18 protein-coding genes are annotated in these 21,881 nt (G+C 58.1%); 8 read left to right on the top strand and 10 right to left on the bottom strand.

Annotation, left to right across the window (positions count from 1 at the left end):
- Positions 1-56 precede the first annotated feature (56 nt).
- Genes HNR03_RS22885 through HNR03_RS22875 form a run of 3 tightly spaced genes read left to right on the top strand, consistent with a single transcriptional unit; the run spans position 57 to position 2,732 of the window.
- On the top strand, positions 57-1,496 hold the full coding sequence (locus HNR03_RS22885; protein ID WP_259155990.1) for a cytochrome ubiquinol oxidase subunit I: 1,440 nt from the start codon (positions 57-59) through the stop codon (positions 1,494-1,496).
- Positions 1,497-1,499: 3 nt separating this feature from the next.
- The gene (gene cydB, locus HNR03_RS22880; RefSeq protein WP_259155988.1) at positions 1,500-2,507 is read left to right on the top strand and encodes a cytochrome d ubiquinol oxidase subunit II; all 1,008 of its coding nucleotides are present in this window, start codon (positions 1,500-1,502) and stop codon (positions 2,505-2,507) included.
- Positions 2,508-2,564: 57 nt separating this feature from the next.
- Positions 2,565-2,732, top strand: coding sequence for a DUF2474 domain-containing protein (locus HNR03_RS22875; RefSeq protein WP_222590291.1), 168 nt, complete (start codon positions 2,565-2,567; stop codon positions 2,730-2,732).
- 78 nt (positions 2,733-2,810) lie between these two features.
- Here the strand turns inward: HNR03_RS22875 and HNR03_RS22870 are convergent, their stop codons facing one another.
- Positions 2,811-3,935, bottom strand: a complete 1,125-nt coding sequence (locus HNR03_RS22870; RefSeq protein ID WP_259155984.1) for a methyltransferase — start codon at positions 3,933-3,935, stop codon at positions 2,811-2,813.
- 190 nt (positions 3,936-4,125) lie between these two features.
- Positions 4,126-4,836 (bottom strand): LuxR family transcriptional regulator, encoded by a 711-nt coding sequence (locus tag HNR03_RS22865; RefSeq protein WP_222588541.1) that lies wholly within the window; start codon positions 4,834-4,836, stop codon positions 4,126-4,128.
- A 350-nt stretch (positions 4,837-5,186) separates the two neighbouring features.
- Here HNR03_RS22865 and HNR03_RS22860 point away from each other — a divergent pair, with 350 nt between their 5' ends.
- Complete coding sequence (locus tag HNR03_RS22860; protein ID WP_259155971.1) at positions 5,187-5,963, top strand: ferredoxin--NADP reductase; 777 nt, start codon at positions 5,187-5,189, stop codon at positions 5,961-5,963.
- 47 nt (positions 5,964-6,010) lie between these two features.
- Here the strand turns inward: HNR03_RS22860 and mscL are convergent, their stop codons facing one another.
- Positions 6,011-6,424, bottom strand: a complete 414-nt coding sequence (gene mscL, locus HNR03_RS22855) for a large-conductance mechanosensitive channel protein MscL (RefSeq protein WP_019581290.1) — start codon at positions 6,422-6,424, stop codon at positions 6,011-6,013.
- A 590-nt stretch (positions 6,425-7,014) separates the two neighbouring features.
- Between mscL and radA the strand changes: the two genes are divergently transcribed.
- Positions 7,015-8,382 carry a DNA repair protein RadA gene (gene radA, locus HNR03_RS22850; RefSeq protein ID WP_010467488.1) on the top strand — a complete coding sequence of 456 codons (1,368 nt, stop codon included), beginning with the start codon at positions 7,015-7,017 and terminating at the stop codon, positions 8,380-8,382.
- Between the two features lie 131 nt (positions 8,383-8,513).
- Here the strand turns inward: radA and HNR03_RS22845 are convergent, their stop codons facing one another.
- The gene (locus tag HNR03_RS22845; RefSeq protein WP_222588538.1) at positions 8,514-8,882 is read right to left on the bottom strand and encodes a PilZ domain-containing protein; all 369 of its coding nucleotides are present in this window, start codon (positions 8,880-8,882) and stop codon (positions 8,514-8,516) included.
- A 158-nt stretch (positions 8,883-9,040) separates the two neighbouring features.
- On the opposite strand from HNR03_RS22845, the gene HNR03_RS22840 reads away from it, so the two are divergent.
- The 3 genes from HNR03_RS22840 to yjiA all read left to right on the top strand — a co-directional run bounded on the left by HNR03_RS22840 (position 9,041) and on the right by yjiA (position 12,455).
- Positions 9,041-11,107: a carbon starvation CstA family protein gene (locus HNR03_RS22840; RefSeq protein ID WP_222588537.1), complete on the top strand. Its 2,067-nt coding sequence runs from the start codon at positions 9,041-9,043 to the stop codon at positions 11,105-11,107.
- Positions 11,108-11,122: 15 nt separating this feature from the next.
- On the top strand, positions 11,123-11,320 hold the full coding sequence (locus HNR03_RS22835) for a YbdD/YjiX family protein (RefSeq protein ID WP_007895266.1): 198 nt from the start codon (positions 11,123-11,125) through the stop codon (positions 11,318-11,320).
- Positions 11,321-11,483: 163 nt separating this feature from the next.
- The gene (yjiA, locus tag HNR03_RS22830; RefSeq protein WP_259155934.1) at positions 11,484-12,455 is read left to right on the top strand and encodes a GTPase; all 972 of its coding nucleotides are present in this window, start codon (positions 11,484-11,486) and stop codon (positions 12,453-12,455) included.
- A gap of 110 nt (positions 12,456-12,565) precedes the next feature.
- Here yjiA and HNR03_RS22825 read toward each other — a convergent pair whose 3' ends face one another.
- From HNR03_RS22825 to HNR03_RS22800, 6 genes are all read right to left on the bottom strand, one after another.
- Positions 12,566-13,255: a GntR family transcriptional regulator gene (locus HNR03_RS22825; RefSeq protein ID WP_259155933.1), complete on the bottom strand. Its 690-nt coding sequence runs from the start codon at positions 13,253-13,255 to the stop codon at positions 12,566-12,568.
- A gap of 25 nt (positions 13,256-13,280) precedes the next feature.
- The gene (locus HNR03_RS22820) at positions 13,281-13,985 is read right to left on the bottom strand and encodes a FadR/GntR family transcriptional regulator (RefSeq protein ID WP_222588534.1); all 705 of its coding nucleotides are present in this window, start codon (positions 13,983-13,985) and stop codon (positions 13,281-13,283) included.
- Positions 13,986-14,052: 67 nt separating this feature from the next.
- On the bottom strand, positions 14,053-15,366 hold the full coding sequence (locus HNR03_RS22815; protein ID WP_222588533.1) for a C4-dicarboxylate transporter DctA: 1,314 nt from the start codon (positions 15,364-15,366) through the stop codon (positions 14,053-14,055).
- A gap of 352 nt (positions 15,367-15,718) precedes the next feature.
- Complete coding sequence (locus HNR03_RS22810) at positions 15,719-16,285, bottom strand: hypothetical protein (protein WP_259155930.1); 567 nt, start codon at positions 16,283-16,285, stop codon at positions 15,719-15,721.
- Positions 16,286-16,557: 272 nt separating this feature from the next.
- On the bottom strand, positions 16,558-17,811 hold the full coding sequence (gene glyA / locus HNR03_RS22805) for a serine hydroxymethyltransferase (RefSeq protein WP_059402023.1): 1,254 nt from the start codon (positions 17,809-17,811) through the stop codon (positions 16,558-16,560).
- A gap of 217 nt (positions 17,812-18,028) precedes the next feature.
- The gene (locus tag HNR03_RS22800; protein WP_259155927.1) at positions 18,029-21,877 is read right to left on the bottom strand and encodes a bifunctional diguanylate cyclase/phosphodiesterase; all 3,849 of its coding nucleotides are present in this window, start codon (positions 21,875-21,877) and stop codon (positions 18,029-18,031) included.
- Positions 21,878-21,881: the final 4 nt, after the last annotated feature.

The following is a 21,881-nucleotide window of genomic DNA, read 5'->3' as shown; positions in this document are numbered from 1 at the left end:
GGGCAGTGGGTGCAGGCCGCGAGCCTTCAGCCGGTATTACTGACAGAGGAAGACTTATGTTCGGTTTGGAGGCGCTTGATCTCGCCCGGATGCAGTTTGCGTTCACCATCTCATTCCACATCCTGTTCCCGGCCATCACCATCGGCCTGGCGAGTTACCTGGCGGTGCTCGAAGGGCTGTGGCTGAAGACGCATAACGACACCTACCGCGATCTGTACCATTTCTGGTCGAAGATCTTTGCCGTCAACTTCGGCATGGGGGTGGTGTCCGGTTTGGTCATGGCCTATCAGTTCGGCACCAACTGGAGCCGCTTCTCGGACTTCGCCGGCTCCGTCACCGGGCCGCTGTTGACCTATGAAGTGCTGACCGCGTTCTTCCTGGAGGCCGGTTTCCTCGGCGTCATGCTGTTCGGCTGGAACAAGGTCGGGCGCAATCTGCACTTCTTCTCTACGGTCATGGTCGCCATCGGCACGCTCATTTCGACCTTCTGGATTCTCGCCTCCAACAGCTGGATGCAGACGCCGCAGGGTTACGAAATCGTCAATGGCCAAGTCATTCCGGTGGACTGGCTGGCGGTGATCTTCAACCCGTCGTTCCCGTACCGCCTGATGCACATGGCGACGGCCGCGTTCGTGGCGACGGCATTCTTCGTCGGATCCTCCGCAGCCTGGCACTTGCTGCGCGGCAAGGACAACCCGGCCATCCGCACCATGCTCTCGATGGCCATGTGGATGGCGTTGATCGTGGCGCCGATTCAGGCGGTCATCGGTGACTTCCACGGGTTGAATACCCTTGAGCATCAACCGGCAAAAATCGCCGCGATCGAAGGTCACTGGGAAAATGTGGGCGATGAACCGACCCCGCTGATCCTGTTTGGCTGGCCGGACATGAAAGCCGAAAAGACCAAATTCGCGGTGGAGATCCCTTACCTCGGCAGCCTGATCCTGACCCACTCCCTGGACAAACAGGTGCCGGCGCTCAAGGAGTTCCCGCCTGAAGACCGGCCTAATTCGACCATTGTTTTCTGGTCGTTCCGCGTCATGGTCGGCCTGGGTTTCCTGATGATCTTCACCGGCTTGTGGAGCCTGTGGCTGCGCAAACGCGACAAGCTGTATACCTCGCGACCATTCCTGTACCTGGCGTTGTGGATGGGGCCGTCCGGCCTGATCGCGATCCTGGCGGGCTGGTTTACCACTGAAATCGGCCGTCAACCGTGGGTGGTGTACGGGCTGATGCGCACGGCGGATGCCTCCTCCAACCACAGTTTCATGCAGATGAGCATCACGTTGATCATGTTCGTGGTGGTGTATTTCGCGCTGTTCGGTGCCGGTCTGGGCTACATGATGCGCCTGGTGCGCAAAGGGCCGAAAATCGACGAAGGCAAGGAAACCAACGAAGGTGGCCCAGGCAAGCAACGCACGCCGGCCCGTCCGCTGTCTGCCGCTGATGACAATGGCGATGACAACCGCAGCCACAGCCTGACCAAGGAGATTTGAGTCATGGGTATTGATCTTCCGCTGATCTGGGCCGTGATTATCATCTTCGGCATCATGATGTACGTGGTCATGGACGGTTTCGACCTGGGAATCGGGATTCTTTTCCCGTTCATCCCCGGCAAGACCGACCGTGACGTGATGATGAACACCGTCGCCCCGGTCTGGGACGGCAACGAAACCTGGCTGGTACTGGGCGGCGCGGCGTTGTTCGGGGCTTTCCCTCTGGCCTATTCCGTGGTGCTCTCGGCCTTGTACCTGCCGCTGATTTTCATGCTGATCGGGCTGATTTTTCGCGGCGTGGCATTCGAGTTCCGCTTCAAGGCCAAGGACGCCAAGCGACACCTGTGGGACAAGGCATTCATCGGTGGTTCGATTGCCGCGACGTTCTTTCAGGGGGTAGCGCTGGGCGCGTTCATCGATGGATTGCCGGTGGTGAATCGGCAGTTTGCCGGTGGTTCACTCGACTGGCTGACGCCGTTCACCCTGTTCTGCGGTGTGGCGTTGGTGGTGGCATATGCGCTGCTCGGTTGCACCTGGCTGATCATGAAGACCGAAGGCAAGTTGCAGCAACAGATGCATGATCTGGCGCGGCCGTTGGCGTTCGTGGTGTTGGCGGTGATTGGCATCGTCAGCATCTGGACCCCGCTGGCCCACGCCGAGATTGCGGCTCGCTGGTTCACCTTGCCGAACCTGTTCTGGTTCCTGCCGGTGCCGCTCCTGGTGTTGGTGACCATGTACGGTCTGTTTCGCGCGGTGGCCCGCAACGCGCACTACACGCCGTTCCTGCTGACCCTGGTGCTGATCTTCCTCGGTTACAGCGGCCTGGGCATCAGCCTGTGGCCGAACATCGTACCGCCGTCGATCTCGATCTGGGACGCCGCCGCACCGCCGCAGAGTCAGGGTTTCATGTTGGTCGGCACGCTGTTCATCATCCCGTTCATCCTGGGTTATACCTTCTGGAGCTACTACGTGTTCCGCGGCAAGGTCACCCACGAAGATGGTTATCACTAGAGCACACGACAATGGCGCAGGGTCAATGACTGCGCCGTTTCAGAGGAGGTTACGATGATGGCTGGCAAACATTCCCTGCAGGAAATCAAAGCGGCGGAGAGCAAACCGCTGTGGCAGCGGCTTGGCTGGCTGGCACTGATCTGGGTCGGTAGTGTCGGGGCTCTGTTTATTGTGGCGAGCCTGATGCGCATGTTCATGAACGCTGCCGGTCTGACTACGCACTGATTTCGCAAGATCCCATCCCGTCGCCTCGCGGCACGGATTTATCAACCCTCCAGTGCGGAGGGTTTTTTTTGCCTGCGATTATTTGCGAGCTTTGAGAATCACGAACTTGGGCGTGGCCGCCACTTGTTCAACGCCACGGAACAACCGCGCCAGCTTGCTGTGATAACCCAGATGACGATTGCCGACGATGTACAGCGCACCGCCTACCACCAAGGCTTCGCGTGCCTGCTGAAACATGCGCCAGGCGAGAAAGTCGCCGACGACCTGTTGTTGATGAAACGGCGGGTTGCACAGGACCACGTCCAGCGATTGCGGTTCTTGCCCGGCCAGGCCATCGTCGGCACGCACGATCACATCGCGATCACCCAGCGCCGCGCGCCAGTTTTCGGTTGCCGACTGCACGGCCATGAACGACTCGTCCACCAAGGTGTAATGGGCTTCAGGATTTTGCAGGGCGCTGGCGATTGCCAGCACGCCGTTGCCACAACCGAGGTCGGCAACCCGCGCTGAACCGAGGTTCTTTGGCAAGTGCGGCAGAAATGCCCGTGTGCCGATGTCGAGCCCTTCGCGGCAGAACACGTTGGCGTGGTTCAGCAGTTCGATTGCCGGAATGTCGAGTTGATAGCGTGAAGGGTAAGGGGAGGTGGCCATGGGCTTGGCTTCAGGTGTTGCGATCAGCAGCCGGGCTTTTTTCACCGCCAGCGATGCTTGTACCGGGCCAATGTAACGTTCCAGCAGATCGCCTGCAGCGCGGGGCAGGTGCTTGACCATCGCCGCAGCGATCACCTGAGCGCCTGGCGCCAGATGGCCTTGCAGGCGAATCAGTTGTTCTTCCAGCAGCGCCAGGGTCTTTGGCACCCGGATTAATACACGGTCAAACGGGCCGGCGAACAGCTCATTGGCCGGAACAACCGGCACCGCATCAAATGCCTGGCCGTTGCGGATCAGGTTTTTTTCCAGCCCTTGAAAGGCCAGAAACGAATCGCCACTGCTGGTCACCTGAACCTTGCCCGCGAGGCTGGCGGCTATGGCGCCAAAGCTGTCATTGAGCACCAGCACCCGGGTCTGAACTGCCGGTTGCTGCTCTGCCAAATGATTGAGCAGGTATTCGTCCGCCGCATCGAAAGCTTGCAGCGGTTCGTTCTGCTGTTCTGGCTGGCGGATCAGATCGAGTTGGGCGAAGGGTGTGTCGAGCAGGGGCATGAGGCAGGGGGCTCTGGGTAGTCAACGGGTGTGGTATCCCGCTGCTTGAGGCGCCTAGCGGGCGGGGCCGTCCGAGTGCACTGCGTCGTGAAGTTTCGCACGTCATCACTCTGGAGGAACCGCAAATGGTACGTTTTTTTCTTTCGCAATACCCGTAGGTTTTTCAGCATCGGTTATTTGCAGGCACTGCTCAGATCATGCAAGCCCTGGCTGCCGCTATGACTGCAGCGATCTTGTTGTTGACCCCCAGCTTCTGGATTGCACTGTGCACATGGAAGTTGATGGTGCGTTCAGCGAGGCTGAGGATTCTGGCGATTTCATAGGCCGTCTTGCCATCTGCCGACAGTCTCAGGACCTCAATTTCCCGTACCGTCAGTCGAGGCTTGCACGAATGAGGAACGGGCTCAGGCAAATTTTGAGCGACCAGCCCATGCAGGTGATGGCTTATAAACAGCGCGTACCCAAGGTTTTCGTACAATTCATAAGGTGTAATGGGATGACTGCTTCCGGCCACACTCAACATGCTGTGAAGCCCCTTGTCATCGTGCAACGAGTGCGACCAGCCATGTTCCAGGCCTTGTTTTTTTTGCGCTTGCCACAGCCTTTCGCAATTCGAGTAGAGCTTTTTATCCCAGATAATTGGGAAGGTGGATTGATTGCAATGCGCCAGTATTGGATCTACTTCGCTAAATTGGCTCTCTTCATATTTCGCATTCCAGTCTATTGGGTAGTTGTTGAGATTCACTCTGTTGAAGTGTGGACCTCGTGGGTGTGATGTAATTGAAAACGCACAGAAATTAAAGCCAAGGTTTTGAACCAGACCGAGTGACGTTGCGTATGCAGACTCGACATCCCTCGCGGTGGATATCTGTCTCAATTGTGATTCCTTCCACGCTTCCATTGCGGTAGCTCCATAGTACGTGAATCTTGGGGGTGCAGATTGGATCCGAAATCCAGCACGAGTCGGAGTGTAGGACTATTCCCACACACATGCTGCAATTTTTTTGCTCTTGAAAAAGTCTAAAACTCTATATCTGGTTCTTAACTGGCAATTAAAAAGTTGTAGGATTTGTACAATAATATGATTAGCGAAGTTGGGATGTACGATCTGGTTAAAAGGGTAAGAAAGATTCATTTTTAGAGGCATTGGTGCAGGCGAAATAATGGCACTCTCTAAAGACACTACAAATAACCGGTGTTTACATCGCCTGCTTTGCGGGACACTGGGTTATCTGTTGAAGGGAGCGCCTCATGACCGCCAGTGCAGAAAAATTCACTCGCCAGACCCTGACCGACGTTCAGCCATTGACCCCCAACCTGTTCACCTTGCGGGCCACCAGGGATCCCGGGTTTCGATTTCGGGCAGGGCAATTCGCTCGGCTGGGCGTGTCCCGGGCCGACGGCAGCACGGTGTGGCGCGCCTATTCAATGGTTTCGTCACCTTATGACGAGTTTCTTGAATTCTTCTCTATTGTCGTGCCGGGTGGGGAGTTCACCAGCGAACTCAGTCGCCTGGAGGTTGGCGATACACTGCTGGTGGACCGTCAGGCCTTTGGTTACCTGACACTGGACCGCTTCATCGATGGCCGGGATCTGTGGTTGCTGTCCACCGGCACAGGCGTGGCGCCGTTCCTGTCGATCCTGCAGGACTTCGAGGTGTGGGAGAAGTTTGAGCGGATCATCCTTGTCTACAGCGTGCGCGAAGCCCGGGAACTGGCGTATCAGGACCTGATCGCGGGATTGGCGCAGCGCGATTATCTGGCCGAGCACACCCACAAATTGCAATTCATCGCGACCGTTACCCGCGAGCAGCACCCCGGTGCCTTGAATGGGCGAATCACCACATTGATAGAAAATGGCGAGCTGGAGCGGGTGGCCGGCGTGGCGCTGACGCCGGAGCATTCGCGGGTGATGCTCTGCGGCAACCCCCAGATGATCGATGACACACGCAAGTTGCTCAAACAGCGCGACATGCACTTGAGCCTCAGCCGTCGTCCAGGCCAGGTGGCGGTGGAAAATTTCTGGTAAAAAAAAAACGGCGCCCGCAAGGCGCCGTTTCTTGTTGCAAGCCGCTATCAGGGCCGATTGTTCTGAGCCTTCAGCAGGTCGCGGATTTCGCTCAACAGCTCTTCCTCCTTGGTCGGAACCGGCGGCAAGGTCGGCGCGACGGCCTCCTCGCGTTTCAGGCGGTTGATCGCTTTGACACCCATGAAGATCGCGAAAGCGACGATGATGAAGTCGATCATGCTCTGGATGAATTTGCCGTATGCCAGCACCACTGCCGGGACATTACCGTTGGCAGCCTTGAGCGTAATGGCCAGGTCACTGAAGTCCACCCCGCCGATCAGCAAGCCAATGGGCGGCATCACCACATCGCCGACAAACGACGAAACGATCTTGCCGAACGCCGCGCCGATGATAATACCGACAGCCATGTCGACCACGTTCCCTTTGACCGCGAAGGCCTTGAACTCACTTATCACGCCCATAGGTTATTTCCTTGTTACAGATGAGGTTGGTGAACGCAGTGTAAATCAGTGAGACGCGTTCTGCTTGAAACACCCGGTTTTGATGCGTGCCAGCGATTGGCCCGGTCCATGGAAAAAAAGTTTACGAAACGTCATCGTTGCTGCGAAAACGGCGGGCTTTGTGAACTCGTTTTTTGCTATCGATGGGTTGTTTGTTTCTTTTGGGTTATTAGCTTTACTGTCACTAACGTCTGATAAGGGGGAAGGGGCTATAGGAGTGCGCTTTTGATCGTGAGATATGGTGTATTTGAGAATGGACGCCAATCTTCATTCGAGGTTGAGAGCTGTTGTTTGAAAACCGGTATTGGGAGATTAAGCTCAACAGCGAAGTTGTACATTTGATTTTGGATTATTAATGATGTGTACAGTTTTTCGGGGGATATATCGAGTGGGGTTTCATTTATTGTTGAATGCTGTTGTACAAGTCTTCAGCCTTTGCACTATGGCTAATGTGTTACGGCTATGGAAAGTTCTGCACAGGGAATACGGGTTCCCTTCGCTGCGTATTCATCCCAGCTGAGCTATCATCGCGTTTTTTGCCGGGAGTTCAGATGGCCAAGGCCAAGCGCATGTACGGCTGCACCGAGTGCGGCTCAACCTTCCCCAAGTGGGCTGGCCAGTGCGGCGAGTGCGGGGCCTGGAACACCCTGACGGAAACCATGGTGGAAAGTGGTGGCGCCGCAGCCCCCAGCGGGCGTACTGGCTGGACCGGCCAACAGGCACAGATCAAGACCCTGGCCGAAGTCAGCGTCGAAGAAATCCCGCGTTTTTCCACCGCGTCCAGTGAACTGGATCGGGTATTGGGCGGTGGTCTGGTCGATGGTTCGGTGGTGTTGATTGGTGGCGACCCCGGCATCGGCAAGTCGACCATCCTGCTGCAAACCTTGTGCAACCTCGCCAAAGTCATGCCGGCGCTGTATGTCACCGGCGAAGAATCCCAGCAGCAAGTGGCCATGCGCGCCCGTCGCCTGGGCTTGCCTCAGGATCAACTGCGGGTCATGACTGAAACCTGCATCGAAACCATTATTGCCACCGCCCGGGTCGAGAAGCCCAAGGTGATGGTGATCGACTCGATCCAGACCATTTTCACCGAGCAGCTACAGTCGGCTCCGGGCGGCGTGTCGCAGGTGCGGGAAAGTGCTGCATTGCTGGTGCGGTACGCCAAGCAGAGTGGCACGGCGATTTTCCTGGTGGGCCACGTGACTAAAGAAGGCGCGCTGGCCGGGCCGCGGGTGCTGGAGCACATGGTCGATACGGTGTTGTATTTCGAAGGCGAGTCCGATGGACGTTTGCGCCTGCTGCGGGCGGTGAAAAACCGTTTCGGTGCCGTCAACGAGTTGGGTGTGTTCGGCATGACCGACAAAGGCCTGAAAGAAGTCTCCAATCCGTCTGCGATTTTCCTCACTCGCGCTCAGGAAGAAGTGCCGGGCAGCGTGGTCATGGCGACGTGGGAGGGGACGCGGCCGATGTTGGTGGAAGTCCAGGCGCTGGTGGATGACAGCCACTTGGCGAACCCACGCCGGGTAACGCTGGGGCTGGACCAGAATCGCCTGGCGATGTTGCTGGCGGTGTTGCACCGTCATGGCGGCATTCCGACCCATGATCAGGACGTTTTTCTCAACGTGGTCGGCGGCGTGAAGGTGTTGGAGACCGCTTCCGACCTGGCGTTGATGGCCGCGGTCATGTCCAGTTTGCGCAACCGGCCGCTGCCCCATGACTTGTTAGTGTTTGGTGAGGTCGGTTTGTCCGGGGAAGTCCGCCCGGTGCCGAGTGGTCAGGAACGCTTGAAAGAAGCGGCCAAGCACGGGTTCAAGCGCGCCATTGTGCCCAAGGGCAATGCACCGAAAGAAGCGCCGCCGGGCCTGCAGATTATTGCCGTGACCCGTCTGGAACAGGCCCTCGACGCGCTGTTCGAATAATCTTTCAGGTACACCGCTTACCCTGTGGGAGCGGGCTTGCTCGCGATGGCGGACCATCAGTCAACATCATCGTTGAATGCTAAACCGCTATCGCGAGCAAGCTCGCTCCCACATTTGAATAATGCTGGTCTTTAGGTTTCGATCAGGGCGCCCAATTCGCGCTCAAGTTCTTCGGGGTCGCCCAGGTTGAATTCGATCAATCGGCGCAGGCGCTCGATGGATTCCAGGCTGATGTGCTTGCAAACGAAGCCGAGCTGGCCATGATCGTCATGGGCCAACATCACATCCATCTTGATCTCGACGTCCTCGTTCAGATGAATATCCACCAGGAAATGCCAGTCTGGATTACCTGGCCACGGCTCGGGCTTCTCGATCAGCAATCCTTTGAGCGACAGGTCGATCAGCTTCACCGGCCAGGTGAATTCCCCTTGGCTCAATTCGGTTCGGGCATCGAACGCAATACGTTTGAAGCGGCGACGATCGTTAGGGTGCTCGCTCATGGCGCAATCCTCTGGATGTGCGCTGACTATAGACCCGCATTGATAAAGCCCGCCAGCGCATGCAAGCCGCTAGACCAATGTCGGGGTATGGCCTTTGCCGTCAGGAGAGCTAAACTCGGGGTGGCTGTCTTTCTTGTCCACTCTGGCTGGAATCTAAAATGAAAAATAATAATAGCCTGCTACGCCATTTACCCTGGCTTCTGCTGGCAATCGTGGGAGCGTGCGCCCTAGGTGTCGTGGCATTGCGCCGAGGCGAGGCGATCAACGCCTTGTGGATCGTGGTCGCTGCCGTGGCCATTTATCTGGTTGCGTACCGCTATTACAGTCTGTTCATCGCTACCAACGTGATGCAACTCGATCCGCGACGGGCGACACCCGCCGTGCTCAACAATGATGGTCTGGACTATGTGCCGACCAACAAACACATCCTTTTCGGTCACCACTTCGCTGCCATCGCCGGCGCGGGGCCGCTGGTCGGTCCGGTCTTGGCCGCACAAATGGGTTACTTGCCCGGTACGCTGTGGCTGATTGCCGGGGTGGTGCTGGCCGGTGCTGTTCAGGACTTCATGGTCCTGTTCATGTCCACCCGCCGCAACGGTCGCTCTTTGGGCGACATGGTCCGTGAAGAAATGGGCCGCATTCCCGGTACCATCGCGCTGTTTGGCTGCTTCCTGATCATGATCATCATCCTCGCGGTGCTGGCACTGATCGTGGTCAAGGCCTTGGCGGAGAGCCCATGGGGCATTTTCACGGTGATGGCGACCATCCCGATTGCGATGTTCATGGGCATCTACATGCGCTACATCCGCCCGGGTCGCATCGGTGAAATCTCCGTGGTCGGCGTGCTATTGCTGCTCGGTTCGATCTGGCTGGGCGGGCAAATTGCTGCCGATCCGTTCTGGGCCAAGGCCTTCAGCTTCACGGGTATCCAGATCACCTGGATGCTGGTCGGTTACGGTTTCGTGGCCGCCTCGTTACCGGTCTGGCTGATTCTGGCGCCGCGCGACTACCTGTCTACCTTCCTCAAAATCGGCACCATCGTGGCGCTGGCGATTGGCATTCTGGTCACCATGCCCGAGCTGAAAATGCCGGCCTTGACCCAGTTCATCGACGGCACCGGTCCGGTGTGGAAGGGCGGTCTGTTCCCGTTCCTGTTCATCACCATCGCCTGTGGCGCGGTCTCGGGTTTCCATGCGCTGATTTCTTCGGGCACCACGCCGAAACTGCTGGATAACGAGGTGAACGCCCGGTACATCGGTTACGGCGCGATGCTGATGGAATCCTTCGTCGCCATCATGGCCATGGTTGCCGCGTCGGTGATCGAGCCGGGCGTGTATTTCGCCATGAACAGCCCGGCAGCGGTCGTCGGCGGTGACGTGGTGGCTGTGGCGCAAACCGTCAGCAGCTGGGGCTTTGCGATTACCCCTGACGCGTTGCTAGCGGTGGCCAAGGACATCGGTGAAACCACCGTCCTGGCCCGTGCTGGAGGTGCGCCGACCCTGGCGGTCGGTATCGCGCAGATCCTGCACAGTGTCCTGCCAGGTGAAAACACCATGGCGTTCTGGTACCACTTCGCGATCCTGTTCGAAGCGCTGTTCATCCTGACCGCGGTGGACGCCGGCACGCGAGCCGGACGCTTCATGCTGCAGGACTTGCTCGGCTCCTTCGTGCCGTCGCTGAAACGCACCGAATCCTGGACCGCCAACCTGATCGCCACCGCCGGTTGTGTGGCGATGTGGGGTTGGTTGCTGTACCAGGGCGTGATCGATCCACTGGGCGGCATCAACACCTTGTGGCCACTGTTCGGTATCTCCAACCAGATGCTGGCCGGTATCGCGCTGATGTTGGCTACCGTTGTGCTGATCAAAATGAAACGCCAGCGCTATGTGTGGGTGACCATGCTGCCTGCCGCGTGGCTGCTGATCTGCACCGTCACCGCCGGCTTCATCAAGCTGTTCGACGCCAACCCGGCGATCGGCTTCCTGTCACTGGCGAAAAAATACAGCGATGCGCTGGCCAACGGTCAGATCCTCGCCCCGGCCAAGGACATTACGCAGATGCAGCACGTGATCTTCAACGCCTATACCAACGCCACACTGACGGCACTGTTCCTGTTCGTGGTCTTCAGTATCCTGTTCTATGCGCTCAAGGTCGGTATTTCCGCCTGGGGCAGCAAAGAGCGTACGGATAAAGAAGCGCCATTCCAGGCTGTTCCAGACGCGTAATCGAGGATTGCAAACATGTTCAATGACCTGAGTCGCCTCGGTAAATACCTCGGTCAGGCCGCGCGCCTGATGGTCGGCATGCCCGACTACGACAACTACGTCGAGCATATGCAAACCAAACACCCGGACAAGCCGGTGATGAGCTACGAGATGTTCTTTCGGGAACGCCAAGAGGCTCGTTACGGCGGCAAGGGTGGGCCGAAATGCTGTTGATGCAACAGCCGGTTTGATGCAATACCCCTGTGGGAGCGGGCTTGCTCGCGAAGGCGGTGTGTCAGTCAATGTTGATGTCGACTGACACACCGCCATCGCGAGCAAGCCCGCTCCCACATTTGTTTCGTGTTGTTTTCTAATTTTGTGAAACAGGAGACTCCAGTTGTCCTCTCCCATCCCCGTCACGATCCTCAGCGGCTTCCTCGGCGCCGGTAAAACCACGCTGTTGCGCCACCTGCTCAAAGCCGAGCACGGCCTGAAAATCGCCGTGATCGAGAACGAATTCAGTGACGCCGGTATCGATACCCAATTGCTGGGTGAAGAACCGGTGCAAGTGATGACACTGTCCAATGGTTGCGTGTGCTGCACCATCCACACCGACCTGACCAAAGCCCTGTACCTGTTGCTCGAGCGGCTGGACAGCGGCGAAATCGCCTTCGATCGCCTGGTGATCGAATGCACCGGGCTGGCCGATCCGGCACCGGTCGCTCAAACCTTTTTTATCGATGAAGAGCTGCGCGAGCGCTACATCCTTGACGGCATCATCACGCTGGTGGACGCGGCGCACGCCGACACTCACCTGACCCAGACCATCGCCCAGGCGCAGATCGGATTCGCCGACCGCCTGCTGGTGAGCAAGCGGGACCTGGTGGACGAGGCCACGTTCACTGCCCTCAGCGAACGCCTCACGCGCATCAACCGTCGTGCGCCGATCCGCGTGGTCGACCACGGCAGGATCGATCTGGCCGAACTGCTCGACGTGCGCGGTTTCAATCTCAACGCCGATCTCGGTGGCGGTGTGAGCTTGCGCCCGGTGAGCAAAGTGCCGTCCATCGACCGGATTTCCAGCCTGGTGCTGCGCACTGACAAGCCGCTGGATATCGACAAGCTCAGTGAGTTCATGAATGAGCTGCTGGAAGAGCATGGCAAGCAATTGCTGCGTTACAAAGGGGTGTTGAGCATTCTGGGCGAGCCACGGCGGATGGTGTTCCAGGGGGTTCTGAAGTTGTACGGCTTCGATTGGGACACGGAATGGGCTGACGACGAGGCGCGCGAAAGCGTGATCGTGTTCATTGCCGATGATTTGCCGGAAGAGAAGATTCGGGAAGGGTTTGCGCGAGTTGCGGCGGAGTAAGGCTCTGCATCAAGCTTGAGACGCTCATCGCGAGCAAGTTCGCTCCCACATTTGGACTGCATTCCCTGTGGGAGCGAACCGGCTCCGGGTGGCGATCCGACGATGGCGATTTAACCTGCAACGCGATTCAGACTTGATGTAAGCCCCGTGTTCAGCAACATCTCTTCCAGATGATCCAGATGATGACTGAGTAGAGTCTGGGCCTTCTGCCCATCCCTTTTCTCCACGGCATCAACCAGTGCTTCGTGCACCTGCCAGACGCAATAACCTCGCGCTTGTGCATCAAAATTCGCAATCGCCAGTGACGTTAGCGGCACCAGACTGCCAAGGAAATGTGCCAATGGTGCATTCCCGGCCATTTCTGCCAAGCGCAAATGAAACTCCCCGGATAAGCGAATGGCCGGACCGCGTGCGGTGCAGTCGCGCTCGCTGTCGATCAAGGCCCGTAGCGGTTTGAAGTCTTGCGGGTGGGATTGCTGGCAGGCCAGGCGCACCAGCGTGGTCTCGGTCAGCCGCCGGGCATGCAGCATCTGCCGGGTTTGCTCCTGGTCGAGCGCGGCGACACGGGGACGGTGGTTCGTGCGAAGAACGATGACGTGCTGATGGGACAGGCGGGTCAGCACACCACGAATTTCACTGCGCCGAGCGCCGAACATCTGCGCCAGGCTTTCTTCGGTAAAGCGACTGGTCGCATCGATGCGCTGTTCAAGAATGGCATCGAAAACCCGCGAATACAGATTATCCGCTGGCGAGGGGAAGGGCAGGGCGGCAAGCGTCTGCGGTGAGGCGAAGCTGTTCATGGCCTGTCTCCAGTTCGAAGAGGGTTCAACTGCCGAGGTTGTCGTCCGGGATGTTCAATTCAATGCCCATGCGTTGGCCTTCGCGAAGGATGTGTCGACGCATTTCGGCACTGGCCTGGGCGCTGTTTTTGCTACGGATGGCGCGCACCACGGCTTCGTTTTCTTCCAGGCGTTCTGCCAGATGCTCCGGCGAATTGCGCAGCACTTCGGCGCTTTGCTTGAGGGCGTTGCTGGTTTGCTGCACCACGCTCTGGAAGATCGGGTTCGAGGTCAGGGTGAACAGCTCCTCGTGGAACGCGATGTAGGCGTTGACCCCAGCCTCGCTGTCGTTGGCGTCCAACGCCTCGCGCATGTCCATCAGGGTCAAGCGCAATTGCCCGACTTCCTTGCTGCTGATCGACTGCGCGACCAGGCCGACAATGAACGGCTCCAGGGTGTAGCGCAGTTGCAGCACATCTTCCAGGCTGGCGCCGGCCACCGCGCTGTCATGGCTTTGACTGTCGCTGAGGTTGGCTTCCAGCACCACCACGCCTTTGCCCGGCATTGAGCGCACCAGGCCGAGGGTTTCCAGCACGATCACCGCTTCACGCAGGCTCGGACGGCTGATGCCCAGTTGTTCGGCCAGTTCACGTTGCCCTGGCAACATGTCACCGGAACGCCACTGACCACGGGCCAAAGCGGCCCGGAGTTTTTCCACGACTGAATTCACAACGGTCGACGAGGTAATCACTGTTCGCTCCATGAGCATCCAAAACGGTTGATGGCCGTGCCTGCCCGCGGGCAGACACGGCGATTATTCAAAATTCCTGCTGATGCGCCGGCGCCACCGGTTTTCTCGGCTGGAAGGTATAACCCACCTGACCGGAAAGCACCTTGTTCGCTCGCTGGATATCGATGTCCTTCTCCCAACGGGCGATCGCCACGGTGGCGACGCAGTTGCCGATCAGGTTGGTCAGCGCCCGGCCGATCCCCATGAACCAGTCCACCGCCAGCACCAGCACCAGGCCAACTACTGGAATTGCCGGGATCGCCGTCAGGGTCGCCGCCAGAATCACCAGCGCCGAGCCGGGAATCCCGTGGGCACCTTTGGAGGTGATCAGCGACACCAGCAAAATGGTCAGCAAGTCGGTCATTGCCAGCGGCGTACCGGTGGCGTTGGCGATGAAGACGATGGCAAGCGTCAGGTAGATCGAGAATCCATCGAGGTTGAAGGAGTAGCCCGTAGGAATCACCAACCCCACGGTGGAACTGCCGATGCCCAGATGCTCAAGCTTGCGCATGATCTGTGGCAGCACAGCGTCGGAAGAAGCGGTGCCCATGACGATCAGCAGTTCTTCGCGCAGGTATTTGAGCAGTGGCCACATCCGCAGGCCGGACAGGCGCATCACCAGGCCGAGAATCAGCGACACGAACGCCACGCAGGTCAGGTAAAACAGGCCGACCAGGCTGCCCAGATGCTGCAACGAGTCCAGACCATATTTGCTGGTGGTAAAGGCGATGGCGCCGAACACGCCGATCGGCGCCAGACGCACAATCATGCCCATGATGCGGAAGATCACGTGGCTGAGTTCGTTGATCAGCCGGGAAATTCCGGAGGCCGCTTCACCGACAAGGTTCAGCGCGCTGCCGAACAGCACTGAAAACAGCAGCACTTGCAGAATATTGTTGTCCGCGAAGGCGCCGATCACCGAGGTTGGGATCAGGTCCATCAGAAACTGCGTGGTGGTGTGCATGTGCTGGCCGCGCTGAGCGATGTCGCCCATGTCGGCGGCCGAAAGCTGATCCAGATGAATGTTCGCGCCACTGCCGATCCCGGTACTGAAGGCGAACACCAGGCCAATCACCAGCGCGATGGTGGTCAGGATTTCGAAGTAGATCACTGATTTCAGGCCGATGCGTCCGACCTTCTTCAAGTCGCCCGCGCCGCTGATACCACTGACCACCACACAGAACACGATCAGGCCGATGAGCATCTTGATCAGTTTGATGAAGCCGTCGCCGAGCGGTTTGAGCTGGGCAGAGTATTCAGGAAGGGTCAGCCCGCAGACGATGCCGAGCACCAGTCCGAGAACCACTTGGAGGAAGATTGAACGCGAGCACCATCTGAGCATGGGAGGAATCCTGGTCGGTGTCCTGGCTGCCGTGCGCTTGAACGCATCAGATTCAGGACTTAATTATTGTGGTCTTACCGGTATGTCCAGTGCAGGCGCAGTCTAGACGCAGGTTTTAAGGGTTCGCAAGTGGAAAAAGCAAAATTGGCATGACCGGTCTTACCAGTTCGACGTCAAGGCCCGTGCTTGAGCGGTTTTGCAGGTGAAAAAAACCGGTCATCACTGTCCGGTTTGTTTTGGGGGCGGCGACCTTTGAATAAGCGTCAGTCAAATGCCTGCCGTCGTCTCTGTAATCTCAACGACTTGCTTTGATTAGTTACTGTATTTAAGTGCACCTGCACCTATCAAGCGTTTAATCTTCATCCAGACTGTTGAGATGGGGCGCATTTCTTTCTTGAATGATTAAGTTGAAAAGCATCGGTGCTCCACCCCTGTCGCCGATATAAATATACTTGGAGTCGTGAAGTTTGTGTTTGTGGAGAAGGCCAGAGCCTTTGGCTTGAATATAAATTTCCGGGTAGTCTTGTTTTATATTATCCAGCGTCAGAATGTTGTGACGCCGGTCGACCAGATTGAAAGTTGTTGATCCTGCAGCAGGATATGCACCAATAAGCCCCGTGTCACTGATACTCAGGCACTGGCCGAAATACGGTCCCGACGTACGGATGTAGAGCCTGTAATCACTGCCGGTGTACCTGAAGTACAGGAGGAGATGGGGTTTGGCGTTTACCGGGACCTCGGGGCGCAGACCTAAAAAATGCGAGTCGTCTCGCTGTTGCCGCTTTCCGGTAAAGAACCCGCCACTGCCAAATGAATACGTGACAAGGGCCCGAGGTGCATGCAACAAGTTGAGGAAGTGTAAAAGTGTATCGTGGGTGCCAAGGGTCGCCGTAAAGGATTTTTGTCGATTAGAACTCATGGTCAGTCTCTCTATTCGTGGGGTTAGCATTCTTCCGTTATTAGGAACAAGAAGTCTGGCTGGATGTTTTCTGATTTTTCGAATAGTAAGAGTTTTGCGTGAGCGTTGTGTGTGGAGTAACTTTGCAAGCTGTTTCTGTGGTGGGGTTTGTGCGGCGTATAGTTGCGATGGGGGGGGTAGGGTGGGGTATTAATACGCGGATATATCGAATTGAAGATATAAAAAAACCGGCCATCACTGGCCGGTTTTTGTGCTGCGGTTCAGCGGTGCAGTTAAGCGCCGTACACCGGCAGTTTCTTGCAAATGGCTTTGACCTTCTCACGAACGGCATCGATCACCGCTTCGTTGTTCAGGTCAGCCAGGATGTCGCAGATCCAGCCGGCCAGCTCTTTGCACTCGGCTTCCTTGAAGCCACGAGTGGTCACAGCCGGAGTGCCGAAGCGCAGGCCGGAGGTGACGAACGGGGAGCGTGGATCGTTTGGCACGGAGTTCTTGTTCACGGTGATGAACGCTTTGCCCAGAGCGGCGTCGGCGTCTTTACCGGAGATTTCCTGTTTGATCAGCGAGAGCAGGAACAAGTGGTTTTCAGTACCGCCGGAGACCACGTCGAAACCGCGCTCGATGAACACGCCGGCCATGGCCTTGGCGTTTTTTACCACTTGCTGCTGGTAAGCCTTGAACTCAGGCTGCAGCGCTTCCTTGAAGCAGATCGCCTTGGCAGCGATCACGTGCTCCAGCGGGCCGCCCTGGGCGCCCGGGAATACTGCGGAGTTCAGCTTCTTCTCGATGTCGGCGTTGGCGCGAGCCAGGATCAGGCCGCCACGTGGACCGCGCAGGGTCTTGTGCGTGGTGGTGGTCACGACGTCAGCGAATGGCACCGGGTTCGGGTAGACACCAGCGGCGACCAGACCGGCCACGTGAGCCATGTCGACGAACAGGTAGGCGCCGACCTTGTCAGCGATTTCGCGGAAGCGTGGGAAGTCGAGGATCTGCGAGTAGGCAGAGAAACCGGCCACGATCATTTTTGGCTTGTGCTCAACGGCCAGGCGCTCGACTTCGTCGTAGTCGATCAGGCCATTGGCATCGATACCGTACTGAACGGCGTTGTACAGCTTGCCGGAGGAGGAAACGCTGGCACCGTGGGTCAAGTGACCACCGTGGGCCAGGCTCATGCCCAGGATGGTGTCGCCCGCTTGCAGCAGGGCCAGGTAGACGGCGCTGTTGGCTTGGGAACCGGCGTGTGGCTGAACGTTGGCGTAATCGGCGCCGAACAGTTCTTTTGCACGGTCGATGGCCAGTTGCTCAACCACGTCGACGAACTCGCAACCACCGTAGTAGCGCTTGCCCGGATAGCCTTCGGCGTATTTGTTGGTCAGTACCGAGCCTTGAGCTTCCATCACCGCTGGGCTGGTGTAGTTTTCCGAAGCGATCAGCTCGATGTGTTCTTCCTGGCGCTGAGCTTCTTGCTCCATGGCGGCAAAAAGATCGGCGTCGTACTTGGCAATAGTCAAATCACGGCTGAACATGGCGGTCCTCAAGGATCGGGGCAGAAAAGGGGGGCATTCTAACCCAACCGCTTTTAGATGGCATATGAAAGGACATCATGTCGCAGACGAAAGGAATTCAGCTTCCATCTGCAAGCCTCAAGCGGTAACTCAAAAGCGGACCGGCCACTGCTTGAAGCTTGCCACTTGAAGCTTCCAACTTTCTTCATGTTTGATTGATTGGAGCTGTTGGCTCCAATCAATCAAACATGAAGAGCGCATCATTGCTGAACTGCGCCTCGAACCGGTTGGCCGGCATCGGTCGTCCGAACAGATACCCCTGAACCTCATCGCACCCATGCTCGCGCAGGAAGTCGAGTTGCTCATGGGTTTCCACGCCTTCGGCGATCACCGCCAGGTTCAGGCTGTGGGCCATGGCGATGATCGCCCGGGCAATCTGTGCATCCTGTTCGCCCGACGGCAGCCCATCGACGAAGGTGCGGTCGATTTTCAGCACATCGATCGGGAATTGCTTGAGGTAGTTGAGCGATGAATAACCGGTGCCGAAGTCGTCGACCGCAATGCTCAGGCCGAGGTTTTTAAGCCCGGCGAGTATCTGCATCGCCTCGCTGACTTCGCGCATCAGGATACTTTCGGTCAGCTCCAGCTCCAGGCACGCCGGCGGCAGGCCGGTTTCCTTGAGAATGGTGGCGATCCGCGTGCCGAGCTGGCCGTCGGAGAATTGCCGGGCCGAAATATTCACCGAGACCTTCGGCACCCGCACCTTGGCCTGATGCCAGGTCTTGAGCTGGCGGCAGGCTTCGCTGATCACCCAGTCGCCGACATCTACCACCAACCCGAGCTCTTCGAGCACTGGAATGAAATCCCCCGGTGGCACCAGGCCACGGCGCGGATGACGCCAACGCAGCAATGCCTCGGCGCCGGTCAGGCGTTTGCCGTCGCCACTGAACTGCGGCTGGTAGTACAGAACGAATTCGTCTTGTTCCAGGGCATGGCGCAAGTCGCTTTCCAGTTCCAGGCGCTCCAGGGCGCTGGCGTTCATGTCCGCCTGATAGAACTGGAAGTTGTTCTTGCCGCGCTCCTTGGCGTGGTACATCGCGGTGTCGGCGTTCTTCATCAGCTGACTGAGTTCGTTGCCATCCTGCGGGCTCAGCGCGATGCCGATACTGGCGGTGACGAAAAACTCGCGGCCTTCGAGGACGAACGGTTTCACCAGGCTGGCGAGGATCTGTTCGGCGACATGAATCGCCCGGTTCAGCGCCACTTCACGGTTGGCCCGCGGTTGCAGCAGCAGGGTGAACTCGTCACCGCCCATGCGCGCCACGGTGTCGTCGTCATCGACGCAACCGAGCAGGCGCGTGGCCATTTCCTTGAGCATGCGGTCGCCGGCGGCGTGGCCGAGGGAGTCGTTGATCGGCTTGAAGCGGTCGAGGTCGAGGAACATCAGCACCACCCACGACTTCTGCCTTTCGGCCGATTGCAGCGCCGTGTGCAGACGGTCCTGGAACAGCGTGCGGTTGGGCAGGTGGGTCAGGGCGTCGTAATAGGCGAGGCGGTGGATTCGCTGCTCGCTGGCCTTGCGCTCACTGATGTCGCTGAAGAAGCACACGTAGCTGGCCAGATCGCCTTCATCGTCGAGCACGGCGGTGATGCCGACCCAGGCCGGATAGTGTTCGCCATTGCGCCGCTTGAGCCAGACTTCGCCTTCCCAGGTGCTGTTCTGGTGCAGTTGCTTGAGCACGTAGCGCAGGTGGGCATCCTGCTGTTCGTCGACGGTCAGCATGTTCGGCAACTGGTCCAGCACCTGCTCCACGGCATAACCGCTGACGCGGCTGAACGCTTCGTTGGCCTGGACAATGTAGCCGGCCGGGTCGGTGATCAGGATCGCCGATGTGGAGTGTTCGAATACCGTGGCCGCCATGCGCAGGTCTTTCTCCGCGCGGCGTTGCTGGCTAATGTCGCGACCAACGCCCAGCACGCCTTCGAAGGCGCCGTGTTCGTCCCAGACCAGCACCAGCCGCAGTTCGATCGGGATCTTGCGACCGTCAGCCCGCAGGCAATCGAACAGGAACAGTTGGGTCTGCACCTGACTGCGCAGCAATGCCAGTTGGTCGGGTTTGTTCAGCGCTTTGCTGACCCGGTCCATCAGGCTGTAGATGCCAGTCAGTTGTTGCGGGTTGGCGATGGTGGACTGCCAGCCGTTCTGGAAGATCCAGTCGGCGTCGAAACCCAGCACCGCCTGCACCGAAGGGCTGACGTAGTTGAGCGCCAGCTTGCTGTCGGTGGAGAAAATCACGTCGCTGATGCTTTCAGCGAGCATCCGGTAACGCTGTTCACTGTCACGCAGGGATTCACTGGCTTCGATCTGATCGGTGATGTCCTTGGCCACGCCAATGATTCGTGTGACTTGATCGTGTTTATCCCGCGCCAGAGCTTGTTCGCGAATATCGAAACGTCGCCATTTGCCGTCGCGATGACGGAAACGCAGCTGGCATTGCAGCAGCTGGGTGTACCCCCCTTGGCGCTGGGTCTGGCGCGAGCGGTGGTACTCATCGGCGTCTTCGGGGTGCAGGAGGATTTCCCAGAAATACTCGCCCATCTGGTGCAGCTCGGTGCGGTTGTAGCCGAGCGTCTGCCCCAGGTGATGGTTACTGAAGATCATCCGTTGGCTGATCACGTCCTGCACATACAAGTGATCCGGTACGGTGCGCACCACGTCGGACCAGAACCCTTCGCGCTCCAGCAGCGACAGCTCGATCAGTTTGCGGCTGGTGATGTCGGTGATGCTCAGGATGACCGCTTTATAGTCCTCCTGGTTTACCGGCAGGCGCAGCACCAGCCACAGATGCTGGTCGCGGCCGTTGGCATCCTGAAGCTTGATTTCCAGCTCAAGCTGTTTCTGCTGGTTGAGGACCGTTTCAAGCACTTGATGGCCGATGGCGGTGCCGTCCAGCGGACAGCCGTCAATCAGCAGTTTCCAGGCTTGGGCGCAGGAATTGACGTTCAGCAGTTGCAGGGCGACCTGATTGACCTCTGTAACACGCAGCTCCGACAGCAGTTGCTGGCGTTGCTCCGGGTTCTTGAGCCATGTAGCGAGTTGTTCGCTGCTGTGCAGTTGGGCCTTGTCAAAGAAGCTCTTGAGGCCGGAGACGTCCAGCACACAAAGGGCCACGCCGGTGCCTTCGAAAATATCGTGATAGCGTCGGCGGCCTTCATGCAGTTGGCGTTGTCGGCGGCGCATGTTCAGCAGCGCGATGAACGGCAGCAAGGAAAACGCCAGGCCTAACAGGCATTTGCCAATGAATGCCGGCAACAATTGCTCGAGCACTTGCTGACGGTCGAACAGTCCGCGCAATTGCCAGTCGCTGTTGCTCAGCGGCACCGTCAGCACACTGTTGGTCAGATCGTCCGGAGACAACATGCCCTGACGGGTTGAAGGCGACGCTTCATCACGGCTGATAATTTGGTGATTGACGCGGTTTTCCACCAGCCACAACGGGCGGATACCAGCCTCATTCTGTTGGGTCAGTGAGGAAAAAAAGCCCGGTGTCAGGCGTAGCGCCCAATAGCCCCGGGTGCTGCCGCTGGCTTGATGCAACAGCAGATGCACCACCGAACCGTCGTCGGCATTGCTGAAATAGTGGGCCTGGGCTCGGCTGCGCCTCACCAGGTCGCTCAGGTAATCGGCGTCGTCGCTTTCGACGGCACTGTCGCTGAGCACTTTTCCGGAAGGGCTGAGCAACGCCAGGCTGCGCAGCCCAGGCAACGACTGCTGCAGCTTGCGCAGCAGCGCCTGCTGTTCGTCGCCACTCTGCGGTTGTTCGACGATCGGTAGCAGATTCAGGGCGATCTGCGCGTTGAGCGCCATGTTCAGGCTGACTTGCGAGGCCAGGTCGGCGGTGTAGTCGATGGTGTACTGGCGCTGGTTTTTCTGGGTTTCGCGAAGTTGATCCAGCAACTGCCAGAACAGCAGCGCGAGCAGCAACAGCACGAGTGTCGCCAACGCACCCTTCAAGGATCCGCGCAGGGGCGAGCCGGGCGCAGGCTGCGGTGCGCTCACGGACGATGGCGGAGAGACGTTAGACAAACTG

Origin of the sequence: Pseudomonas sp. JAI111 (assembly GCF_024809425.1) — a bacterium.
Lineage (GTDB): Bacteria > Pseudomonadota > Gammaproteobacteria > Pseudomonadales > Pseudomonadaceae > Aquipseudomonas.
Note: the sequence above shows the minus strand (reverse complement) of the source record. Positions and strands in the feature narration are given on the sequence as shown.